Below are 20,295 nucleotides of genomic sequence, written 5' to 3' on the forward strand. Positions count from 1 at the left end.
GGTCGCACGTGCTGATCCGTTCATCCCAGGACAACAGAGGCTGCCCATCTCGATCTGATCGGGATGGAAGAAACTCTAGTCCGACTGGTCGGCCGCAATCAGTTGTTCGGGCTTGAACCCGGCATGTTGCGGGGTCCACACCTCGCCCTCGCGATTGAACCAGTGGCACAGATACATGCCCGAGGCTGCGCCATCGCTGATCGTCATCCTGGGGCCTCCGGATTTCAGCCTGACGACGTCTCCGGTCTTGAAATTGTTGGGCATTTTTTGACCTCCCATGCTGAGGCCATGAGTTTCACACCAAACCGGGGTCTCGACAATGGCAGATCTGCCAGGCCGGCGTCGCAATCCTTTGCACCAGCCGCGAAGGGGCAGACTACAAAACGGAGGAGGAATGGTGCCGCTTAGGTGACTCGAACACCTGACCCCCGCATTACGAATGCGGTGCTCTACCAACTGAGCTAAAGCGGCCCAGGAAGCCAAGGCCTCCAAGATGCGGCGGTGATAGACGCAACCGGGCGCGAATTCAAGATGCGACTTGGCAATTCCTGCGTCGGCGTCATGGCACCCTCGAAAGCCGGCCGCCGCTTTGTCCGCCAGTCAATCGCCAAGGGAATGCGGCGCACGGTGCGTGCGCTCCCTGTGCGCGAAATCGGCGAAACATGCTGATTTTGTTGCCGGAACAGCGCCGGAATGGACTTTGCACACCTCTGCGAGGCAGAATACGCCGCTCGCCCGTTGATTGATTGGTCGCCTGCGGCTAACGATCACGGCAAGGTTGGCAAAGACAGAGGGACCTGCTTGGACGCGATCGAAAAAGCGATCCGGAACGCCTTGGAGAAAGGCAATGCCGAGGACCGCGCGTTCCGCGAGAGGGTCTATCGCTCGGCTTTTGCCGCGCTCGATCGCGCGCTCCAGGCCAATCCCGGTGTGACCGTCGAGGTCGCCATCAAGCGCCGCAAGGCAATCCAGGCGAAAATCACCGAAATCGAATCCGAGTTCCTGCCGGCGGTGCCGGATGTCGGCCAGCAGGGCGATGCACCGGCGGTCGAACTCGGAGCGGACTCGGCGCCCGCGGTCGAAACCGGCCGACAGGCATCGTCCCCCGATGTCGTCGTCGACGGACCCGTGCAATCCGCTGCCGATGCGCCGCGCTCGCGCGTTCTGCCCGTCGTTCCCGACATCATGCCGGACGCCACGCTTCCCGATGCTCCGGCCATCGACATGTCGGTTCCGGCCTCGGCCGGCGCTACGACGGAAGTGGCGCCCGACCGCGATGAACGACGCATAAGGGGGCGTCGCCTGCCGCTGACCGCCATCTTCCTGACCGTGACACTGCTCGCCGCGGTTGGCATCGGCCTGTTCTTCGCCGTGCAGACCGGCGTGTTCAAGACATCCGCGCAACTCGACACCGCCCCGCCGCAGGCGCCGCCGACCGTCGAGGACGACGATTTCACACCGGCCGACGGCGGTCCGGCAAAACCCGGCGCCGCGGACCAGGCGCGCGACTGGATCAATGTGTTTTCGCCGGCCGATGCATCCCATGTTAGCGCGCCGTCTGACGCCAGGGCCGAGGTGATGAAGGACGATACCGGTTCGTTCCTGCGCATCCGTTCCGGCGCGTCCGGTTCGGCGATCAGTTTCGACGTCGGACAAGGCGTGCTGGAGAAGCTGGCCGGCAAACATGCCGTGTTCGACATCATTGCCCGCTCCGAAGAAGGCAAGGAGACGCAGATTTCGGTCGACTGCAATTTCGGCGAACTCGGCGACTGCGGCCGCAAGCGCTATGCGGTCGGCCAGCAGCAGAACGAATATCTGTTCGACGTTCAGTTTCCGGATAAGCGCCCGGGCTCGGCCGGCACCATTGCCATCAATTCCGACTTCGACAAGCAGGGCAAGGCCGCGGACATCTACGAAATCCGCGTTTCGATCGAGCCGTAGGAGCGCCGAACGGTCTAGCGGTCGAGCAGCGCCTGCAGCGTCTCGATGCGGTCGGCCTCGTTGGCCGGCTTGTCCCAGCGCAGCCGCGAAATGCGGGGAAAGCGCATGGCGACGCCGGATTTGTGCCGGGTCGAGCGGTTGAGCCCTTCGAAGGCGACTTCCAGCACCAGGCCGTTGTCGCGGTCGGCCCGCACCGAGCGCACCGGCCCGAAACGCTCGATCGTGTTGTCGCGGACATATTTGTCGATCTGCTTCAACTCCTCGTCGGTGAAGCCGAAATAGGCCTTGCCGACCGGCACCAGTTCCTCCTCGCCTTCGGCACCTGTCCAGACACCGAACGTATAGTCGGAATAGAAGCTCGAGCGTTTGCCGTGGCCGCGCTGGGCATACATCAGCACCGCGTCCACCGTGTGCGGATCGCGCTTCCATTTGAACCACGGGCCTTTCGGGCGGCCGGCGACATAGGCTGAGTCCCAGCGCTTGAGCATGACGCCTTCGATAATCGGATGCGGTGGCACCCGGCGCAGTTCCTCCAGCGTTTGCCAATCCGTGAAGTCGACGAATGGCGAAATATCGAAACGGCTCGGGTCGAGCGTCCCGACAAACGCTTCCAGCCGGCCGCGCCGCTCGCGAAACGACAGCGCGCGCAGATCCTCGCCGCCGACCTGGAGCAGATCGTAGCAGCGCATGAAGGCCGGGTATTGCTGCTGCATCTTCGGTGTCACCGTCTTGCGGTTCAGCCGCTGCTGCAGATCCGAGAACGTTCCCGTCGCCTGCCGGGGATCGCCGACAAGCAGTTCGCCGTCCAGCGTTGCGGAAAAATGCATGGCATCGGCGAGGTCCGGAAAGGCACCCGAAACGTCATCGCCGGTGCGCGAATAGAGCCGGCGGATACCGCCCTCGGCCACCGCCTGGACACGGATGCCGTCCCATTTCCATTCGGCGGCATAATCCGCCGGATCGAGCTTTTCGAGATCGCCGTCGCCAACCGGGTTCGACAGCATCACCGGTCGAAACAATGCCAACGCCGTGTTCCTGGGTTTTTCGGCCTTGCCTTCCAGCCACGCGAACAGCGCTGTGTAAGGCGGCGACAGCCCGTGCCAGAGCTCTTCGATCTCGGCGATGTCGACCTTGCCGAAATCCGCCAGCGCCTGTTTGGCCAGCCGCGCCGACACGCCGATGCGCAAGCCGCCGGTGACCAGCTTGATGATGGCAAAGCGGGCCGAGATGCCGGCGCTGTCGAGCAGCCCTGCCAGCACCTTCGGTCCGTCGAAGCGGCTCGCCGCCTGCAGTCTGGCGACGACCTCGCCAAGCGTCGGCTCGCGGTTCGCGATGTTTCCGGGCGTTTGCGGCCAGACCAGCGACACCGTTTCGGCGAGATCGCCGACATAGTCGTAGGAATAGCCGAACAGCACCGGATCCATGCGTTCGGTGACCAGCATGCGCAGCATCGCCGGCTTGACCGCGGCAATGTGGAGATCGCCGGTGATGGCAGCCAGCGCCAGCCCGCGGTCGGGATCCTCTACCGTGCGGAAATAGTCGGTCAGCAAGGTCAGCTTGCCGTTGCGCGACGGCGTCAGCACCAGGCGGTCGAGTAGTTCGGCGAAGCGGTTCATGGTGACACTACTGGATGGGCTTGGCACTTCGGCACACCCCCCTCTGTCCTGCCGGACATCTCCCCCGCAAGGGGGGAGATTGGCAGCTTCGATGCCAGCACTCTCCTTGCGCGGTTGGTGATTAGCGAAAGCGGCGGTGACATCTGATCTCCCCCCTTGCGGGGGAGATGGCCGGCAGGCCAGAGGGGGGTGTGAAGGATCGCGGCGCCGGTGATTGGTGGATCAGCAACTAGCATCAATCGCCCTCGTCCTCGTACCCCACCAGGTGCAGTGGTCGCGCCGCGATGCCTTCGAGCTCGCACCAGCGCACCAGCGCTTCCTCGCGGCCATGCGTCACCCAGATCTCCTCGGCTCCGGTCTCCCTGATGGTGGCGGTCAGCTCATCCCAGTCGGCATGGTCCGAGATGATCAGCGGCAGTTCGACGCCGCCTTGCTTGGCGCGCTGGCGAATGCGCATCCAGCCTGACGCGAAGCACGAGATCGGATCGGGAAAGCGCCGCGCCCAGCGGTCGGCGAAGGCCGATGGCGGGCCGACGACGATGGCGCCGGTAAAATCATCCTTGCCCCCGCTTTCGACGGTTGCCGGCTCCAGTTGCCCAAGGTCTATGCCTTGGCTCTGGTAATATTCACTGAGCTTGGCCAGCGCGCCATGGATGTAGAGCGGCCTGTCGTAGCCGGCGTCGCGCAACAGCCGCATCACCCTTTGCGCCTTGCCCAACGCATAGGCGCCGACCAGATGCGAGCGCTCGGGGAACTGCGCTGCCGATTTCAGCAGGCGGGCGATTTCTTCTGTGTCGGGAGGATGGCGAAACACCGGCAGGCCGAAGGTCGCTTCGGTGATGAACACATCGCACTGGATCGGCTCGAATGGCGCGCAGGTCGCGTCTCTCTGCCGCTTGTAGTCGCCGGAAGCGACGATGCGCGTGCCCTGATGCTCGACCAATATCTGCGCCGAGCCCAGCACATGGCCGGCTGGATGGAAGCTGACGCTGATGCCATTGAGTGCAATTGTCTCGCCGAGCTGTGCCGCTTGCGTCGTGCCAGCGAAATTCTCGCCGTAGCGCAGGCCCATAATGTCGAGCGTCTGCCGCGTCGCCAGCACCGAGCGGTGGCCGGAACGTGCGTGATCGGAATGGCCATGCGTGATCAGTGCCCGGTTGACCGGCCGCACCGGGTCGATGAAGAAATCGCCCGGCGGGCAATAGAGGCCCTCGGGCCGGGGATGAAGAAGGTCGCTGGGGCGCATGATTCCCAAGATAGGATATAATTCCGCGGCGGGAAGCCTGTTGTAACTCACTGCTGACTCCCGCATAGAGCACCGCCGGCTCGATCCGCCGGCAGGACCCATCGCCATGAAACCGCTTCAGGCCTCGTCCGGCGACTTGAACGCCGATCGCCGTGCCGATTATGCCGAGGTGCTGCACGCGGATGGCGATCACGCAGCAGCGGCGGAATTGCTGCTCGGCGCGCTGGAAATGACACCGCAATGGGCGATGGGCTGGTTTCGCCTCGGCGAAATGCAGCAGGCGGCGGGCGCGCCGGATCTGGCTGCCCAGGCCTGGACGATGTCGCTGCAACTCGATCCATCGGATCGTCAAGGCGCTGCATTGAACCTGCAATTGATCGGCAAGGCGCCGGCGCTCGACGCGCTCCCCAGCGCCTTCGTCGAGACACTGTTCGACCATTATGCCGAGAGCTTCGACGAGTCCCTGGTCGGCAGGCTGGGGTACCGGCTGCCTGAGATGCTCGACCAGGCCATTCGAGCGGCAAGGCCAGGCCGCGTCGCGCTGGCGCTCGATCTTGGCTGCGGCACCGGCCTGACGGGACAGAGGCTGCGGCCGATCGCCGACCGGCTGGAGGGGTATGACATTTCGGCCAGGATGCTGAGGAAGGCGCGGGCCAAGGGCGTCTACGATTTCCTTGATAAGGCCGATCTGCGGGATTTTCCCTATGCCGGGCCGAAAGCCGATCTGGTGACGGTGGCCGATGTTTTCATCTATGTCGGCGCGCTGGACGGCGTGGTGAAGACGATTGCCGGGCTGCTGGTCACGGATGGCCTGTTCGCATTTTCCGTGGAGACGCTGGCTGGCGACGGCGATTTCATGCTGCTGCCGTCGCGCCGCTACGCGCATGCGCAACACTATGTGCGCGATGTCCTGGCCGCCAACGGGCTTTCGGTCTTGTCACTGGAACCAACCGTGATCCGGCAGGATCGCGGGGAACACGTCAACGGGCTGGTCGTTGTGGCCGGGGCTCCGAACTCCGCCTAGCAAAGACCTGACGACAGCCAGTTCGGCGGTGTCCGCCGTTTTTGCCGGGCAGCGCGATAGGAATTTTTTCTTGACACCATGCCCTCAGCTATGGTACATTTTGGCCCATGGTGCTGATTTGTGCCAGTCACCCGCCGCACAGGCGGGTTTTTCGTTTGATGCTCCGTCAGCCACGCGCCGGCCAAGGCTCCGAAGGAACCCGTTGCCCCGAACTCGTCGCCCTGCCGTTGTGGCAGGCAAGCTGCCGGCGAAGGGGTCTATCGCCACCTCGCAAACATTCTTGCTGTGAAAAAGTCCGATTTGCATGCGCGACTGATATTTGCGATCTGCTCGCATCAGGGTGGGATATCAGGAGGAGCATAGTCGATGCGCTGGAACATGATGATCTTGGCCTCTTGCCTGCTGACCGCCGGCTGCGTCGGCGGCACTTCGATGTCGGAACAGCAGGATGCGAACGTCCAGTCCTCCCTGCAATATGACAACGTGCCCTGCGACCAGTTGCTGGCGCAGCGCAACGGCTTGGCGCAGCAATACAACCTTCCGACGAAGGCCAAGCCGACCTTCTCCAATCCGGCGATGGGCTTCGGCCCGTTCACGCCTGACATGCGCTCCAAGGCCAAACGCGATACCGACAAGGCGAGCGGCGAGATCGATGCCATGAACCGGTCGATCGATCGCCGCGAATGCGGCCAGCCGGACAAGCAGAAGAAACTCGCCCTGCCTGGCTAAAGATCCGAGGCCGCCACGGGTTGAGAATCGCAGGCAACAAACCACCTCGTAGGGCACGATCGGATGCATCTCTCGGAGCTCGGGGACCGCATATGTATCTTGGGGCCGTCCAACAGTGGCAAGTCGACCCTCGCCAACGCGATTGCCCGCAAACGTGATCTGGCGACTATTCATCTAGATCAACTCTTCCATCTCCCGAACACGGATTGGGAAGCGCGCCCAAGGGACGAATTCATTGCCTTGCATGACGCCGCTATCGCCGGTGAGCGTTGGGTGATGGATGGAAATTATTCGGTTTGCATGCCCCAACGCTTTCTGCGAGCGACGGGATTGATCTTGTTGGATATATCGACGCCGACAAGCCTGCTGCGCTATATCAGGCGAACGCTGTTTGAGATTGAACGGCGCGGTGCCTTGGAGGGCGGGCACGACAGCATCAAATGGGATATGATCCACCATATCACCGTGGCCACACCGAAAAATCGCAACCGGTACCGGGCAATGTTCGAACAACTCGATCTGCCAAAGGTCCAGTTGTCGTCACTGCGGGCAATCAAGAAATGCTTCCGGGAGTGGGACCTGGCCCGATGAGGCTGTCCTGGCTAGTATCCCGCCTTGCGATCCACCAGATTGTCGAGCTTTTCGCCGCGTTCGAAGGCGTCCATCTGGCGCAGCATGATCGGCGCCAGATGCACCGGATCGGAGGTCGCTGCCGCGTGCGGCGTCACGAACACTTTTGGATGCCCCCACAGCGGACTGGTCTTCGGCAACGGTTCGACCTCGAACACGTCGAGGCTTGCCTCCTTCAGCGTGCCGTCATCCAGTGCCCGTAAAATGTCGGCGTCCTTCTGCAGCCGGCCGCGCCCGGCATTGATCAGCACCGAGCCGCCGAGGCCGTTGCGTTTCCGCAGCTCCTTCAGCACGCCGTAGTTGATAATGCCCTTGGTCTCCGGCGTCAGCGGCAAAAGCACCACCAGGATGTCGGTCGCCTTGAGGAAGGGGATCAGTCCAGCCTCGCCGGAATAGGTCGCGACGCCTTCCATGGCCTTGTCGGTGCGCGACCAGCCATTGACGGCAAAGCCGAGCGACAAAAGCACCGAGGCCGCGGCGCGGCCGAGACTGCCGAGGCCCATGATGCCAACCGAAATGTCACCGGCAGGCCTCTGCTGCGGCTCGTGCCAGATCTTCTTCGGCTGCTGCGACCGGTAGAGCAGGCCCTGGCGATGATGGTCGAGAACCCGCCAGACGACATATTCGGTCATGTACTGGGTGAGGTTGTCGGCGACGACCTTGACGATCGGCACGTCGGGCAGGCCGGGATCGGCGAAGATATGGTCGACGCCGGCGCCGATCGAGAAGATGGCGCGCAGATTGGGCAGCGACGACAACAGGTTCGGCTTCTGCTTCCACACCACGGCATAGGTGATCGAGGGGTCGCTGGCGCCGTCCGGCTCCAGCACCACCTCGCGCTCGGCCGACAGGAGCTCGCGCCAGCGCTGCGGATGAAAGCCGGTGACGGCAAGCAGGATACGGCCTTTTTCCATTGCGGTCTTTTAGTTCCTCTCTACGCAAATCACTCGCTGACGATGCCGACCGGTGCCGTCTCGATCTTGAAGGCGGCCGAGATCAGCGCCCGAGTATAGTCGGTTTGCGGATTTTCAAAAATCTGCTGGGAAGGACCGGCTTCGACGATCCTGCCATTGCGCATGACGATGACGTCGTTGGCGAGCGCCCGGATGACTTTCAAATCATGGCTGATGAAAAGATAGGCGAGGTCGTGCTTGGCCTGCAGGCTGCGCAGCAGATCGACGACCTGCGCCTGCACGCTCATGTCGAGTGCCGATGTCGGCTCGTCCAGCATGACGAAGCGCGGGTTGAGCACCATGGCGCGTGCGATGGCGACGCGCTGGCGCTGGCCGCCGGAAAACTCGTGCGGATAGCGGTTGCGTGTCGCCGGGTCTAGCCCAACCTCCTTCAGCACGGCGGCCACCTTGTCGTCGCGCTCGTCGGGCGACAGCTTCGGCTCGTGGATCTTGAGGCCTTCTTCGATGATCTCGGCGATCGACATGCGCGGGCTGAGCGAGCCGAACGGATCCTGGAAGACGATCTGCAATTCGCGCCTGAGCGGCCGCATGGCGTTGAAAGTCAGCTGGTTGATGTCGCGGCCGTTGAACTGGATCGTTCCGGTCGACGAGATCATGCGTGCCAGCGCCAGGCCGAGCGTCGTCTTGCCGGAGCCGGATTCGCCGACCACGCCAAGCGTCTGGCCGGCGCGCACGGTGACATCGATGCCGTCGACCGCCTTCACATTGTCGACAGTGCGGCGGAAGAAGCCCTGCTTGATCGGGAACCAGACCTTTATGTCCTTGCCGGTCATGACAGGCTTGGCACCGGCATTGGCGGCCGGCGGCTTGCCCTTCGGCTCGGCCGCCAGCAGATGCCGCGTATAGGCATGCTGCGGATTGGCGAAGATCTCCTTGGTCGGCCCGGTCTCGACGATCTTGCCCTTGGTCATCACGCAGACGCGGTCGGCAATCTTGCGCACGATGCCGAGATCATGGGTGATGAACAGCATCGACATCCCCTTGCGGCTCTTCAAGCCGGCCAGCAGTTCGAGGATCTGCGCCTGCACGGTGACGTCGAGTGCCGTCGTCGGCTCGTCGGCGATCAGAAGTTCGGGCTCGTTGGCCAGCGCCATGGCGATCATCACGCGCTGACGCTGGCCGCCGGACAACTGGTGTGGATAGGCATCGAGGCGCTTGTGCGGATCGCGGATGCCGACCTCGTTGAGCAAGGCCAGTGTGCGTTCCTTGGCCGGGCGGTCGGCCATGCCCTGATGCAGCTTCAGGATCTCGACGATCTGCTGCTCGATCGTGTGCAGCGGATTGAGCGAAGTCATCGGCTCCTGAAAGATCATGGTGATCTTGTTGCCGCGCACCTGCCGCAACTGCTTCTCGCTCATCGCAAGCAGGTCGGCGCCCTGGAACAGGATCTTTCCCGAGGGGTGGCTGGCGCTTGGATAGGGCAGCAGCTTCAGCACCGAAAGCGCCGAGACCGATTTGCCGGAGCCGGATTCGCCGACCAGCGCCACCGTCTCGCCCTTGGCGATGTCGAACGAGATGTGGTCGACGGCCAACGACTGGCTGCCGCCCTGGCTGAAGGCGACGCTGAGGTCCTGTACACTGAGCAAGGGGGCTTCGCTCATCTGAACGTCTTGCGCGGATCGAAGGCATCGCGCGTAGCCTCGCCGACGAAGACCAGCAGCGACAGCATCAGCGAGATGACGACGAAGCCGGAGATGCCGAGCCACGGCGCATTAAGGTTCCGCTGTGCCTGCTTGAGCAGTTCGCCGAGCGAGGCGGAGCCGGGCGGCAGGCCGAAACCAAGGTAGTCGAGCGAGGTCAGCGTCGAGATCGAGCCTGAGAGCAGGAAGGGCATGAAGGTCAATGTCGCCACCATGGCGTTGGGCAGCAGGTGCCGGAACATGATGGTGCGGTTGGGCACGCCGAGCGCCCGGGCCGCGTTGACATATTCGAAATTGCGGGCGCGCAGGAACTCGGCCCGCACCACGCCGACCAGCGCCACCCAGGAGAACAGCAGCATCAGGCCGAGCAGGATGAAGAAGCCCGGCGGCAGGATGGCGGCGACGATGAGCAGGAGATAGAGCACCGGGATGGCGGACCAGATTTCGATGAAACGCTGGAACAAGAGATCCGTCCAGCCGCCGAAATAGCCTTGCACGGCGCCGGCCGCGACGCCGATCAAGGCCGAGCCGGCGGTCAGGATCAGGCCGAACAGCACCGAAATGCGGAAGCCGTAGATGACACGCGCCAGCACGTCGCGCGCCTGGTCGTCGGTGCCGAGCCAATTCCAGTTGCCGACCATGCAGGCGGGGTCGGCGGCACCCTGCGGATACTGGTTGCAGCGCTTCGTTGCGTCATACTGCCACGACGGCCTGGCCGGCGCTGCTTCCGGAATGGCGTTGTTGACGGTCTGATAGGAGTAGCGCACCGGTGGCCAGATCATCCAGCCATTGGCGTTGATCTCGTCCTGGATGACCGGGTCGCGATAATCGGTGACGGCATAGAAACCGCCGAATTTTTCCTCGGGGTAGGCGACCAGCACCGGAAACAGGATCTCGCCCTTGTAGGAGGCGATGATCGGCTTGTCGTTGGCGATGAACTCGGAAAACAGCGACAGCACGAACAGGACGAGGAAGATCCACAGCGACCAGTAGCCGCGCCGGTTGGCTCTGAAGTTCTGCAGGCGCCGCTTGTTGAGCGGCGACAGAAACGGCCGCTTTATCCGCGCGGGTGCCGCGTCCACGGGGACTGTAGCCTCCGACATCAGACGTCTCTCCGCTCGAAATCGATGCGCGGATCGACCCAGGTGTAGAGCAGGTCGGACAAGAGACCGACGAACAGCCCCAGCAGCGAGAAGATGTAAAGATTGGCGAACACCACGGGATAGTCGCGCTCGACCACCGACCGGAAGCCGAGCAGGCCGAGGCCGTCGAGGGAAAAGATGTTCTCGATCAGCAGCGAGCCGGTGAAGAAGGCCGAGATGAAGGCGCCGGGAAAGCCGGCGATGACGATCAGCATGGCATTGCGGAAGACGTGGCCGTAGAGCACCTGCCGTTCCGACAGGCCCTTGGCCCGCGCCGTCACCACATACTGCTTGCGGATTTCTTCGAGGAACGAGTTCTTGGTCAGCAGCGTCGTGGTGGCGAAGGCCGACAGCACCAGCGCGGTCAGCGGCAAGGTCATATGCCAGAAATAGTCGACGATCTTTCCCCACCAGGACAATTGATCCCAATTGTCCGAGGTGAGGCCGCGCAACGGAAACCAGTCCCAGAAAGACCCGCCGGCAAACAGCACCATCAGCATGATGCCGAACAGGAAGCCCGGGATGGCATAGCCGACGATGACGACGCCGCTGGTCCAGACGTCGAAGGGAGTGCCGTCCTTGACCGCCTTGCGGATGCCGAGCGGGATCGAGATCAGGTAGGACAAAAGCGTGATCCACAGTCCGATCGAGATCGACACCGGCATTTTTTCCAGGATCAGATCGAGCACCGAAATGTCACGGAAATAGCTGTCGCCGAAATCAAAGCGGGCATAGTTCCACAGCATCATGCCGAAGCGCTCGAGCGGCGGCTTGTCGAAGCCGAACTGCTTCTCCAGCTTCTTGATGAATTCCGGATCGAGCCCCTGCGCACCGCGATATTTCGAACTGACGTCACCGGCGGCGTCGAAATTGCCGCCAGCGCCCGCGTCGCCACCACCGCCGCCGAGGCGGTCGCTGCCGCCCTGATTGGTCAGCCGGGCGATGACCTGTTCGACCGGACCGCCGGGGGCGAACTGGATGACGGCGAAGGATATCGCCATGATGCCGAACAGCGTCGGGATCATCAAAAGGATGCGGCGCAGGATATAGGCGCCCATCAGGCCTTCTGCCCTCGTTGAGCGAACATCTCAGCCTTTGCCAATTCTTGCCGCCTTGCCCTTATCGAACCACCACAGCGTCTCGACCGGAAAGCCGAAATCGGGCTTCTGTTCGACAAAGCCGAACATGTCCCAATAGGCGACGCGGTGATTCGCCAGATAGTATGTTGGAATCCAGTCGAGCCGCGCGCGCAAGACCCGGTCGAGCGCTCTGAGCGCCGTGACGAGTTCTATACGGTCTTTCGCCTTGCCGGCTGCCGCGATCAGGGCGTCGATGGCCTTGCTTTCCGTGCCCGGATAGTTGCGCTGCCCCGGGATTTTAGCCATCCGGGAATTATAGAGCATCTGCAGGCTGTCGTCGGTCGGCGTCGCCCCGATCGACCATGCGAGCACGATGAGGTCGAAGTCGAAATCGCTCTGCCGCTGTTCATATTGCGCCGAATCGACTTGCCGGATCGAGGCGTCGATCCCGATCGCCTTCATACTTTCCGACCATGGGGTGAAGATGCGAACCATGCCGTCGTCTTCGGCCAGCATTTCCACCCGCAGCCGCTCGCCTTTGTCGTTGACGACGAAACTGCCTGTACGCTTCCAGCCGGCTTGCGCAAGCAATCTCGAAGCCTCGCCCAGCAGCTTGCGGTCATGGCCCGAACCGTCGGAAAGGGGCTGCGTCACCGCTTCACCAAAGACCTCTGGCGGCAACTCGGCCCGGAACGGCTCCAGCAGGTTCAATTCGTCAGGTGAGGGCAGGCCTTCGGCCTTGTAATCCGACCGTTCGAAATTCGAATGAGAGCGCTCGTAGGAGCCGTAAAACAGCGCCCGCTTCATCCATTCGAAATCGAAGCATCTGGCGATCGCCCGCCGCACCCGCTCATCGCGGAACTGCGGTCGCCGCTGGTTCACTGCGGCAGCCTGCATGGAGGGCGTTTTTTCGCCGGGAAATTCCCGTTTGACGACCTTGCCGTCCTTCAGCGCCGGAAAGTCGTAGCCGGTCGCCCATACCCGCGAGGTGAATTCCTCGCGAAAATGCGTGTCGCCTTTCTTGAAGGCTTCGAACGCCGCCTGCCGGTCAAGATAGAAGTCGATGCGGATGCGGTCGAAATTGTAGAGGCCGCGGTTCACTGGGAGATTGCGGCCCCAATAGTCGGCCACGCGGTCATATTCGACAGTCTGTCCGGCCGCCACGCGTCCAATCTTGTAGGGACCCGAGCCAAGCGGCGGTGTCATGGTCGAAGCATCGAAATCATTGGCCGTGTAAAACGCCTTGGAGACGATCGGCATCCCCACGATCGCCAGGATGTTTTGCGCGGACTGTTCGCCGTTGAAAGTGAGGTTGACGGTGGCGGGATCGACCGCAACCGCGTCGGTCATGTACCGCAACGCCTGGGAAAGGTTCGGATGGCCCTTGTCTTTGTAAAGCTTCAGCGCGAAGACAACGTCCTGCGCGGTCAGCGGCGAGCCGTCGTGGAAACGCGCTTGCGGTCGAAGCACGAAGCGGAAGCCGTTGCGGTCCGGCGACAGGGAAACGGTTTCTGCAAGCAGGCCATAGACCGCATCCGGCTCATCGAGCGCGCTTGTCATCAGCGAATCGAAACAGAGTTCGGTGCGCGGCGGCGCCTCCCCCTTCAACACCAGTGAGTTCAATGTGTTGAAGGTCAGGAAGCTCTGATTGAGGGTCGAGTTCGGCGGCGCGAAATTCATCTGGCCGCCCTTTGGGGCGTCCGGATTGACGTAGTCGAAATGCGCGAAATCGGGCTTATATTTGAGGTCGCCGAAGGCCGACAGGCCATGCAGCTTGGTGCCGGTCGCAATGTCGGCGAAGGCCCTGCCGGGCAGCAAGGCGGCGGCTGCCGCGGCACTGCCCAGGGCGAGAAAGTCGCGGCGGGCAAGGGCCGCCATCAATTGCCACCCTTGTATTTGGCCGCCAGCGCCTTCTCCTTGTCCGGGTCGATCCACCAAGAATCGATGTCGGCTCCGATATAGGCAGGCTGCTTGTCGGGGAATTTGAACTTGTCCCAATAGGCCAGCCACACCGCCGACCGGTAATATTGCGGCAAGACATAGAAGTTCCACAGCAGGATGCGGTCAAGCGCATGGGTGGCGGCGACGAGATCGTCTCGATCGGTCGCGAAGATAATGCGATCGACCAGGGCGTCGACGGTCGGGTCCTTGATGCCCATCAGATTGCGCGAACCGGGCGAATCGGCAGCTCTAGAGCTCCAGAAGTCGCGCTGCTCGTTGCCCGGCGAATCCGACTGCTGCAGAATCCCGGTCACGACATCGAAATCGAAATTATTGACGCGGTTGATGTACTGCGTCTGGTCGATGATGCGCAAAGTGGCGTCGATACCGATCTTGCGCAGATTGGCGATGTAGGGGCTGGCGATCACCTGGTCTGTGTCGTTCCAGCCGAGGATTTCGAACTTGAACGGCGCGCCGGTCTTGGCATTGACCATCTTGCCGGCCTTGATCACCCATCCCGCCTTGGCGAAGAGATCGACCGCCTGTTTCAGGTACTTCCGTTCCGCCTGCGGCGTATCATAGACCGGCAGCTTGAACTCCTGGGTGAAAAGTTCGGGCGGCAGCTTGTCGCGATATTTTTCCAGGATCTCCAGCTCCTTGCCCTGCGGCAACCCGCTCGAGGCCAGTTCGGTGCCCTGGAAATAGCTTGATGTGCGGGTGTTGAAGCCGAAGAACAGGGTGCGGTTCATGCTCTCGAAATCGAATGGAATGGTCAGCGCTTCACGCACCAGCCGGTCCTGGAACAGCGGCCGCCGCTGGTTGAGGACGAAGCCCTGCATCGGTTCCGGCGCCTGGGTCTGAAAATCCTTCTTGATGACATCGCCGGCCTGGAATGCCGGGAAATTGTAAGCCGTCGCCCATTTGCGCGAACTGTATTCGCGGTTGATGTCTTCCAGCCCGCCCTTGGTGAAGGCGAGCCAGGCGGCGTTGTCGTCGAGGATATAGGTGTAGCGCCGCGTGTCGAAGTTCTCGCGGCCGATCTTCACCGGCAGCTTGGCCGCCCAGTAATCCGGCACACGCTGCCAGATGATCTCCGAGCCCGGCTTGAAGCTGGCGATCTTGTAGGCCGCCGAACCGAGCGGGATTTCCAGGGTCGGCTTGGTCACGTCGCGTTTCTTGCCGTTGGCATCGGTGCCTTCCCACCAATGTTTCGGCAGTACGGCGAGGTCGCCGATTATCTTGGGCAGTTCGCGATTGCCCTTCTGGTTGAAATGGAACTCCACCTCGCGATCCGAAATCGCCACCGCATCGATAACATTCTCGAAATAGCGGCTGTATTGCGGGCTGTTGGCCTTGAGCACCTGGAACGACCAGATCACGTCATTGACGGTGATCGGCTGGCCGTCATGCCATTTGGCGCGCGGATCGAGCCGATAGGTCGCGGAGGAATAGTCGGCCGGATATTTGTAAGCATCGGCGATCAGCGGATGGCTGGTGCTGCCTTCATCGGTCGCCTGCTCCATCAGAGTGTCGTAGAGCAGACCGCCACCGAACCCGACGAGGCCGGCAGCCGGCGACCCCTGGACGACGTAGGGATTGAAGCTGTCGAATGTACCTGGCACCACCGAGTTCAGCGTGCCGCCCTTGGGCGCGTCGGGGTTGACGTAGTCGTAGTGCTGGAAATTGGCGCCGTATTTGGACTCGCCGATCAGCGATGAGGTGGTGCGCCATTCGTCGGCGCGGGCAGCCTGCAATCCCGCCGCCAGAAGGGCTGCCGCCAGGAACGACTTGAGAAGCGTTCGGCCAACCGTCATGCACTATCCTCTTCGCAATGCCCGCTCATGGGCAATCTAGATGATTTGGCGCTCGTGAAAACCGCCATGCGCGGCTTTGTCGCCGCCTATGCGGTTTTCCCAACAAAAAAGCCGGGCTGAACCCGGCTTTTTCAAGGTCGTCGAGATGATATCTGGTTATTGGGCAGGCGCCGGTGCGGGTGCGGCCGGAGCCGGGGCGGCAGGAGCGGCCGGTTTCGCGGGCGCGGCACCATCAGCCGGCTTTGCCGGAGCGGCTGCATCGGCAGGCTTGGCGGGCGCGCCTGCATCGGCGGCGGCACCCGGTGCCGGCAGCGGCTTGGGATTGTCGGACAGCGTGCGCAGATAGGCGATGACGTTGGCGCGGTCTTCTTCCTTCGGCAGGCCGGCAAAGCCCATCGCCGTGCCTTTAACGTCCTTCTTGGGCGACGTGATGAAGTGGTTGAGGTTATCGTAGGTCCACTTCTCTGTGCCGCCCTTGGAATATTCCTTCATGCCCGCCGAATAGGCGAAGCCCTCGTGAGAGGCGACCGGACGGTCGACGATATCCCACAGATCGGGGCCGACCTTGTTAGGACCGCCTTTTTCGCCGGAATGGCAGGCCTGGCACTTCTTGAAGATGGCAGCGCCCTGTTCGGCATTTGCATTGGCCAGAAGATCTGCGATCGGCTTTTCGGCTGCGGCAGGAGCGGCCGGGCCGCCTTCGGCGGGCTCCGCGGCCTCGATGGCGAAGCCGGGCTTTTCCGGCGCAGGCGAGGCAAACAGCGCATCGGACACAATGCCGACCGAGAAGACGACGAAAACGGTTCCGAGCAATCCGGCGAGCAGTTTGTTGACTTCGTTGGAATCCATACGCCCCTTGCTCCCTTTTCCGGCGGACAGAACCGTCCACTCCGTCCGTCGGTATCGTGACCCGTCCTGCCAGGGCGGTCAAATCGGGCGGAAACTAGGTCTTTTGCTGCGGCGTTGCAACACCTATAAGGGCGCTTCCAGTGAGACCTTTTGCCACTTTCCCTGTCCTCTTTCGAGACGCCTTGCACCCGAAATGTCCACGCTGATCCTGATCCCGGCCCGCATGGCCTCGACCCGCCTGCCGGGCAAGCCGCTGGCCGACATCGCAGGCGCCCCGATGATCGTCCATGTCGCCCGCCGCGCCGCCGAAGCCGGCCTTGGCCGGGTGGTGGTGGCGACCGACACGCAAAGCGTGGCGCAAGCGGTGCGCGCGCACGGGTTCGAGGCCGTGATGACGCGCACGGATCACGAATCCGGCTCCGACCGCATCCACGAGGCGCTGATCGCGCTCGACCCCGGGCGCAAGGTCGAAACCATCGTCAATGTGCAAGGCGACCTGCCGACCATCGATCCGCAGATTATCGCCGCGTCGCTCAGGCCTTTCGAGGACAGTGCGGTGGACATCGCCACGCTCGGCGTCGAGATCGTCCGCGACGAGGAAAAGACCAATCCCAATGTCGTCAAGATCGTCGGTTCGCCGCTTTCCGGCAGCAGGCTGAGGGCGCTCTATTTCACCCGTGCCACGGCGCCTTGGGGCGAGGGGCCGCTCTATCATCATGTCGGCCTCTACGCCTATCGCCGCGAAGCACTTGAGCGTTTCGTCGCGCTGAAGCCGTCGCCGCTCGAACGGCGCGAGCGGCTGGAACAGTTGCGGGCGCTGGAAGCCGGCATGCGCATCGACGCCGAGATCGTCCAGTCGCTGCCGCTCGGCGTCGACACGCCGGAAGACCTCGAACGCGCCAGACAGATCCTTTCAACCTGAGATATCGGCATGCCTGAAAAGACCAACAGAATATCCTTCCAGGGCGAGCCGGGCGCCAATTCCGACACCGCCTCCCGCAACGTCTATCCATCGATGGAGCCGTTGCCGTGCCCGACCTTCGAGGATGCGTTCAACGCGGTCGAGACCGGCAAGGCCGATCTCGCCATGATCCCGATCGAGAACACCATTGCCGGACGCGTCGCCGATATCCATCATCTGCTGCCGGAATCGAAGCTGCACATCGTCGGCGAATATTTTCTGCCGATCCATTTCCAGCTGATGGTGCTGCCGGGCGTGAAGCGCGACGAGATCGAGACCGTGCACAGCCACATCCACGCGCTTGGCCAGTGCCGCAAATACATCCGCAAGAACGGCTGGAAGGCGATCGTCGCTGGCGACACGGCTGGCGCCGCCAAGATGGTCTCCGAGGTCAAGGACCGCACCATGGCGGCACTGTCGCCCGCACTGGCAGCGACCCTCTACGGGCTCGATATCATCGAGCAAAACGTCGAGGACACCGACAGCAACGTCACCCGCTTTGTCGTCCTGACCAAGAACAAGCAATGGGCCGAACGCCCATCACCCGACGTCAAGATGATGACGACCTTCATCTTTCGCGTCCGCAACGTGCCGGCCGCGCTCTACAAGGCGATGGGCGGTTTTGCCACCAACGGCATCAACATGACCAAGCTGGAGAGCTACCAGTTGGGGGCGTTTACGGCGACGCTGTTCTACGCCGACATCGAGGGCCATCCCGACGATCCGCTGGTCAAGCTGGCGCTGGACGAGCTTCGTTTCTTCTCGCGCGAAGTGCGGATTCTCGGCGTCTATCCGGCCAGCGAGTCGCGTGAGCAGTGGAAAGTGGCGGACTGATCGCTACTGGGCATGATCTTGTCCAAAAACCGGTTTCCACTTTTCGGGACCATGCCCTAAATCACCGCGCCCAGCGGCACATAGTCGATCTCCATGAAGGCCTCGACCTCCGGCACCCAGCGGTCGCGCACGAAGGCGACATGGTCTGGATGGTCGTTGTACCTGTTGTAGGCGGCCTGGTCGGCGAACTCCATCGAGAAGCCGAAATGATAGTCGTTCTTGGGGCTGATCTGCCGCAATTGCTCGAAATGCGTGACGCCTCTGATCGCGGTTAGGATTTTCTTGGCGTCGACCAGGAACCGCTTTTCCTCCAGCGAATGCGGCGGATGCTTCAGCGTGAAAACGACGGTGTGACGGATCATGTCCTGCTCCTGCAATGTCTTTCGGTGTTCGCTGCCATCATTCTGAATTGACCCAGGCGCGGATGAGGTGATGCGCAATGGCGCCTTTCGGCGGCGTGACCAGATTGTCCTTGTGCGTCCTTTCCAGCATCAGGCGCACCTCGTCGCGAAAAAACCAGCGGCAGTCCTCAAGCTCGTTGAGGTCGGCCTGGATATCGTCATTGAGCGGCTCGCCGAAGCAGCCGATCATCAGCGAATAGGGGAACGGCCAGGGCTGGCTGGCGTGGTAGACGACGCGGCCAAGCCGGATACCGGCCTCTTCCAGCGTCTCGCGGCGCACCGCCGCCTCGATCGTCTCGCCCGGCTCGATGAAGCCGGCAAGGGCCGAGTACATGCCCGGCGCGAAATGCCGGCCGCGTCCGAGCAGGCATTTTTCCCGCGTCGCCGTCAGCATGATCGCCACCGGGTCGGTGCGCGGAAAATGCTCGGTGCCGCAATTCGGGCAATGGCGCTTGTAGCCGCCGGCCCGCATCTGCGATTCCGTACCACATTTGCTGCAGAAGCGATGGCTGGCATGCCAGGCAAGCAGGGCCGCCCCTTGCGCCATCGCGCCAGCCGCCGCCTCGTCGATCAGCCCTTGCATGTAGACCGAGCGGTAGTCGATGGCCTTGACTGCTTCCGGAAGCTGTTCGGGTTCGACGCCGGCGGGCACGGCCAGCACCGGTCCTCGTTCGGAAAAGCCGAGCAGGATGCCTTGCGCCAGGGAAACCTTGAAGGGCTCGCTCTCGGTCGCGCCGAACCAAGGGTCGAGAGCGCCGCTATCGCCGAGCTTCAGATAGAGCCGGCCGCCATGCATCAGAAGCAGCCGCGTCGCCGGGTCGGCCAGCGCCTTGTCGACCGAATCGTCGGCGCGGTTCTCGGACTGCCGGTCGATCATGTTGCCGGCAAAGCCGACGAACTGGCTCGGCTCGCGCAAAGGCGCGTCAAACAGGCGGAAGCTCATGGGGACTCTGGGATACGTTGAGGGATGGACACGGGGAACGCTTATAGCGCCGCCTTGATCGTTTCGGCAAACCGTCGCAAGTCGGAACGTTGATAGGGCTCTCGCAGACCATGTCCCCACACAGGGCCTGGCCAGCCGGGATCGCCTTCCGAACGCGCGATGACATGGATGTGCAACTGGCGCACGATGTTGCCGAGCGCGCCGGTGTTGATCTTGGTGCAGCCGGTCGCCTTCTTCAGCGCCTGCGCCACCATATTGGTCTCGAAGGTCAGCATCGTCTGGTCGAGCGGCGTCATGTCATGGATTTCCTCCGCGCCGGGCCGCTGCGGCACCAGCAGCAGCCATGGCCAGCGGCGGTCGTTCATCACCCGCAATTCGCACAGCCCAAGCCACATCAACTGTTCGCTGTCCGCCTCCAGCCGTGCGTCCAGCGTGAATCCGGCCTCCAGGCCCGGCAGCATCGGCGTTTCCCTTGCTTTTCTTGGTTTGCTCAACACATGAAGGCTAGAGCGGCGGCAAGGGGGCTGCAAG

At 62.6% G+C, this 20,295-nt stretch carries 19 protein-coding genes and 1 tRNA gene; 6 read left to right on the top strand and 14 right to left on the bottom strand.

Translation table 11 applies throughout. The annotated features are described in order from the left end of the window. Nucleotides 1-75 precede the first annotated feature (75 nt). Both NKH06_RS19025 and NKH06_RS19030 read right to left on the bottom strand, forming a co-directional pair. Nucleotides 76-264, bottom strand: a complete 189-nt coding sequence (locus NKH06_RS19025; RefSeq protein WP_023811455.1) for a YodC family protein — start codon at nt 262-264, stop codon at nt 76-78. 131 nt (nt 265-395) lie between these two features. After that, a tRNA-Thr gene (locus NKH06_RS19030) sits at nt 396-471 on the bottom strand. A gap of 330 nt (nt 472-801) precedes the next feature. Here NKH06_RS19030 and NKH06_RS19035 point away from each other — a divergent pair. Further along, nucleotides 802-1,941: a hypothetical protein gene (locus NKH06_RS19035; RefSeq protein ID WP_352792484.1), complete on the top strand. Its 1,140-nt coding sequence runs from the start codon at nt 802-804 to the stop codon at nt 1,939-1,941. A gap of 14 nt (nt 1,942-1,955) precedes the next feature. Here NKH06_RS19035 and NKH06_RS19040 read toward each other — a convergent pair whose 3' ends face one another. Both NKH06_RS19040 and NKH06_RS19045 read right to left on the bottom strand, forming a co-directional pair. Then, nucleotides 1,956-3,557, bottom strand: coding sequence for a cisplatin damage response ATP-dependent DNA ligase (locus NKH06_RS19040; RefSeq protein ID WP_352893682.1), 1,602 nt, complete (start codon nt 3,555-3,557; stop codon nt 1,956-1,958). 235 nt (nt 3,558-3,792) lie between these two features. Then, nucleotides 3,793-4,803, bottom strand: a complete 1,011-nt coding sequence (locus NKH06_RS19045) for a ligase-associated DNA damage response exonuclease (protein WP_352893683.1) — start codon at nt 4,801-4,803, stop codon at nt 3,793-3,795. A gap of 106 nt (nt 4,804-4,909) precedes the next feature. On the opposite strand from NKH06_RS19045, the gene NKH06_RS19050 reads away from it, so the two are divergent. The 3 genes from NKH06_RS19050 (at nt 4,910) to NKH06_RS19060 (ending at nt 7,147) form a co-directional block, all read left to right on the top strand. Continuing rightward, the gene (locus NKH06_RS19050; protein WP_352893684.1) at nt 4,910-5,827 is read left to right on the top strand and encodes a class I SAM-dependent DNA methyltransferase; all 918 of its coding nucleotides are present in this window, start codon (nt 4,910-4,912) and stop codon (nt 5,825-5,827) included. Nucleotides 5,828-6,193: 366 nt separating this feature from the next. After that, a complete protein-coding gene (locus NKH06_RS19055; RefSeq protein WP_023811449.1) occupies nt 6,194-6,556 on the top strand; it encodes a hypothetical protein in 363 nt (120 codons plus the stop codon). A 63-nt stretch (nt 6,557-6,619) separates the two neighbouring features. After that, complete coding sequence (locus tag NKH06_RS19060) at nt 6,620-7,147, top strand: P-loop NTPase family protein (RefSeq protein WP_352610773.1); 528 nt, start codon at nt 6,620-6,622, stop codon at nt 7,145-7,147. Between the two features lie 11 nt (nt 7,148-7,158). Here the strand turns inward: NKH06_RS19060 and NKH06_RS19065 are convergent, their stop codons facing one another. The 7 genes from NKH06_RS19065 to NKH06_RS19095 all read right to left on the bottom strand — a co-directional run bounded on the left by NKH06_RS19065 (nt 7,159) and on the right by NKH06_RS19095 (nt 16,625). After that, nucleotides 7,159-8,100, bottom strand: a complete 942-nt coding sequence (locus NKH06_RS19065) for a 2-hydroxyacid dehydrogenase (protein ID WP_127321001.1) — start codon at nt 8,098-8,100, stop codon at nt 7,159-7,161. A 29-nt stretch (nt 8,101-8,129) separates the two neighbouring features. After that, on the bottom strand, nt 8,130-9,761 hold the full coding sequence (locus NKH06_RS19070; RefSeq protein WP_352893685.1) for an ABC transporter ATP-binding protein: 1,632 nt from the start codon (nt 9,759-9,761) through the stop codon (nt 8,130-8,132). Further along, nucleotides 9,758-10,903, bottom strand: coding sequence for an ABC transporter permease (locus NKH06_RS19075; RefSeq protein ID WP_127321003.1), 1,146 nt, complete (start codon nt 10,901-10,903; stop codon nt 9,758-9,760). Before NKH06_RS19075 ends, NKH06_RS19070 begins: the two co-directional genes overlap by 4 nt. After that, complete coding sequence (locus NKH06_RS19080) at nt 10,903-12,000, bottom strand: microcin C ABC transporter permease YejB (RefSeq protein ID WP_013527941.1); 1,098 nt, start codon at nt 11,998-12,000, stop codon at nt 10,903-10,905. Before NKH06_RS19080 ends, NKH06_RS19075 begins: the two co-directional genes overlap by 1 nt. 30 nt (nt 12,001-12,030) lie before the next feature. Next, complete coding sequence (locus NKH06_RS19085; protein WP_352893686.1) at nt 12,031-13,899, bottom strand: extracellular solute-binding protein; 1,869 nt, start codon at nt 13,897-13,899, stop codon at nt 12,031-12,033. Then, nucleotides 13,899-15,776: an extracellular solute-binding protein gene (locus tag NKH06_RS19090; protein WP_352864100.1), complete on the bottom strand. Its 1,878-nt coding sequence runs from the start codon at nt 15,774-15,776 to the stop codon at nt 13,899-13,901. Before NKH06_RS19090 ends, NKH06_RS19085 begins: the two co-directional genes overlap by 1 nt. Nucleotides 15,777-15,932: 156 nt before the next feature. Further along, nucleotides 15,933-16,625, bottom strand: a complete 693-nt coding sequence (locus NKH06_RS19095) for a c-type cytochrome (protein ID WP_352439668.1) — start codon at nt 16,623-16,625, stop codon at nt 15,933-15,935. A 193-nt stretch (nt 16,626-16,818) separates the two neighbouring features. Here NKH06_RS19095 and NKH06_RS19100 point away from each other — a divergent pair, with 193 nt between their 5' ends. Together NKH06_RS19100 and NKH06_RS19105 are read left to right on the top strand one after the other, a co-directional pair. After that, complete coding sequence (locus tag NKH06_RS19100) at nt 16,819-17,547, top strand: 3-deoxy-manno-octulosonate cytidylyltransferase (RefSeq protein ID WP_352864097.1); 729 nt, start codon at nt 16,819-16,821, stop codon at nt 17,545-17,547. 9 nt (nt 17,548-17,556) lie between these two features. Then, nucleotides 17,557-18,420: a prephenate dehydratase gene (locus NKH06_RS19105; protein ID WP_352728993.1), complete on the top strand. Its 864-nt coding sequence runs from the start codon at nt 17,557-17,559 to the stop codon at nt 18,418-18,420. Nucleotides 18,421-18,476: 56 nt separating this feature from the next. Here NKH06_RS19105 and NKH06_RS19110 read toward each other — a convergent pair whose 3' ends face one another. Genes NKH06_RS19110 through NKH06_RS19120 form a run of 3 tightly spaced genes read right to left on the bottom strand, consistent with a single transcriptional unit; the run spans nt 18,477 to nt 20,225 of the window. Further along, a complete protein-coding gene (locus NKH06_RS19110; protein ID WP_127293984.1) occupies nt 18,477-18,782 on the bottom strand; it encodes a Dabb family protein in 306 nt (101 codons plus the stop codon). A gap of 37 nt (nt 18,783-18,819) precedes the next feature. After that, nucleotides 18,820-19,764: an NAD(+) diphosphatase gene (gene nudC / locus NKH06_RS19115; protein WP_352893687.1), complete on the bottom strand. Its 945-nt coding sequence runs from the start codon at nt 19,762-19,764 to the stop codon at nt 18,820-18,822. A 41-nt stretch (nt 19,765-19,805) separates the two neighbouring features. Beyond that, a complete protein-coding gene (locus tag NKH06_RS19120) occupies nt 19,806-20,225 on the bottom strand; it encodes an HIT domain-containing protein (RefSeq protein WP_127293986.1) in 420 nt (139 codons plus the stop codon). Nucleotides 20,226-20,295 lie beyond the last annotated feature (70 nt).

Origin of the sequence: Mesorhizobium sp. M1342 (genome assembly GCF_040317955.1) — a bacterium.
In the GTDB taxonomy this organism is placed as follows: domain Bacteria; phylum Pseudomonadota; class Alphaproteobacteria; order Rhizobiales; family Rhizobiaceae; genus Mesorhizobium.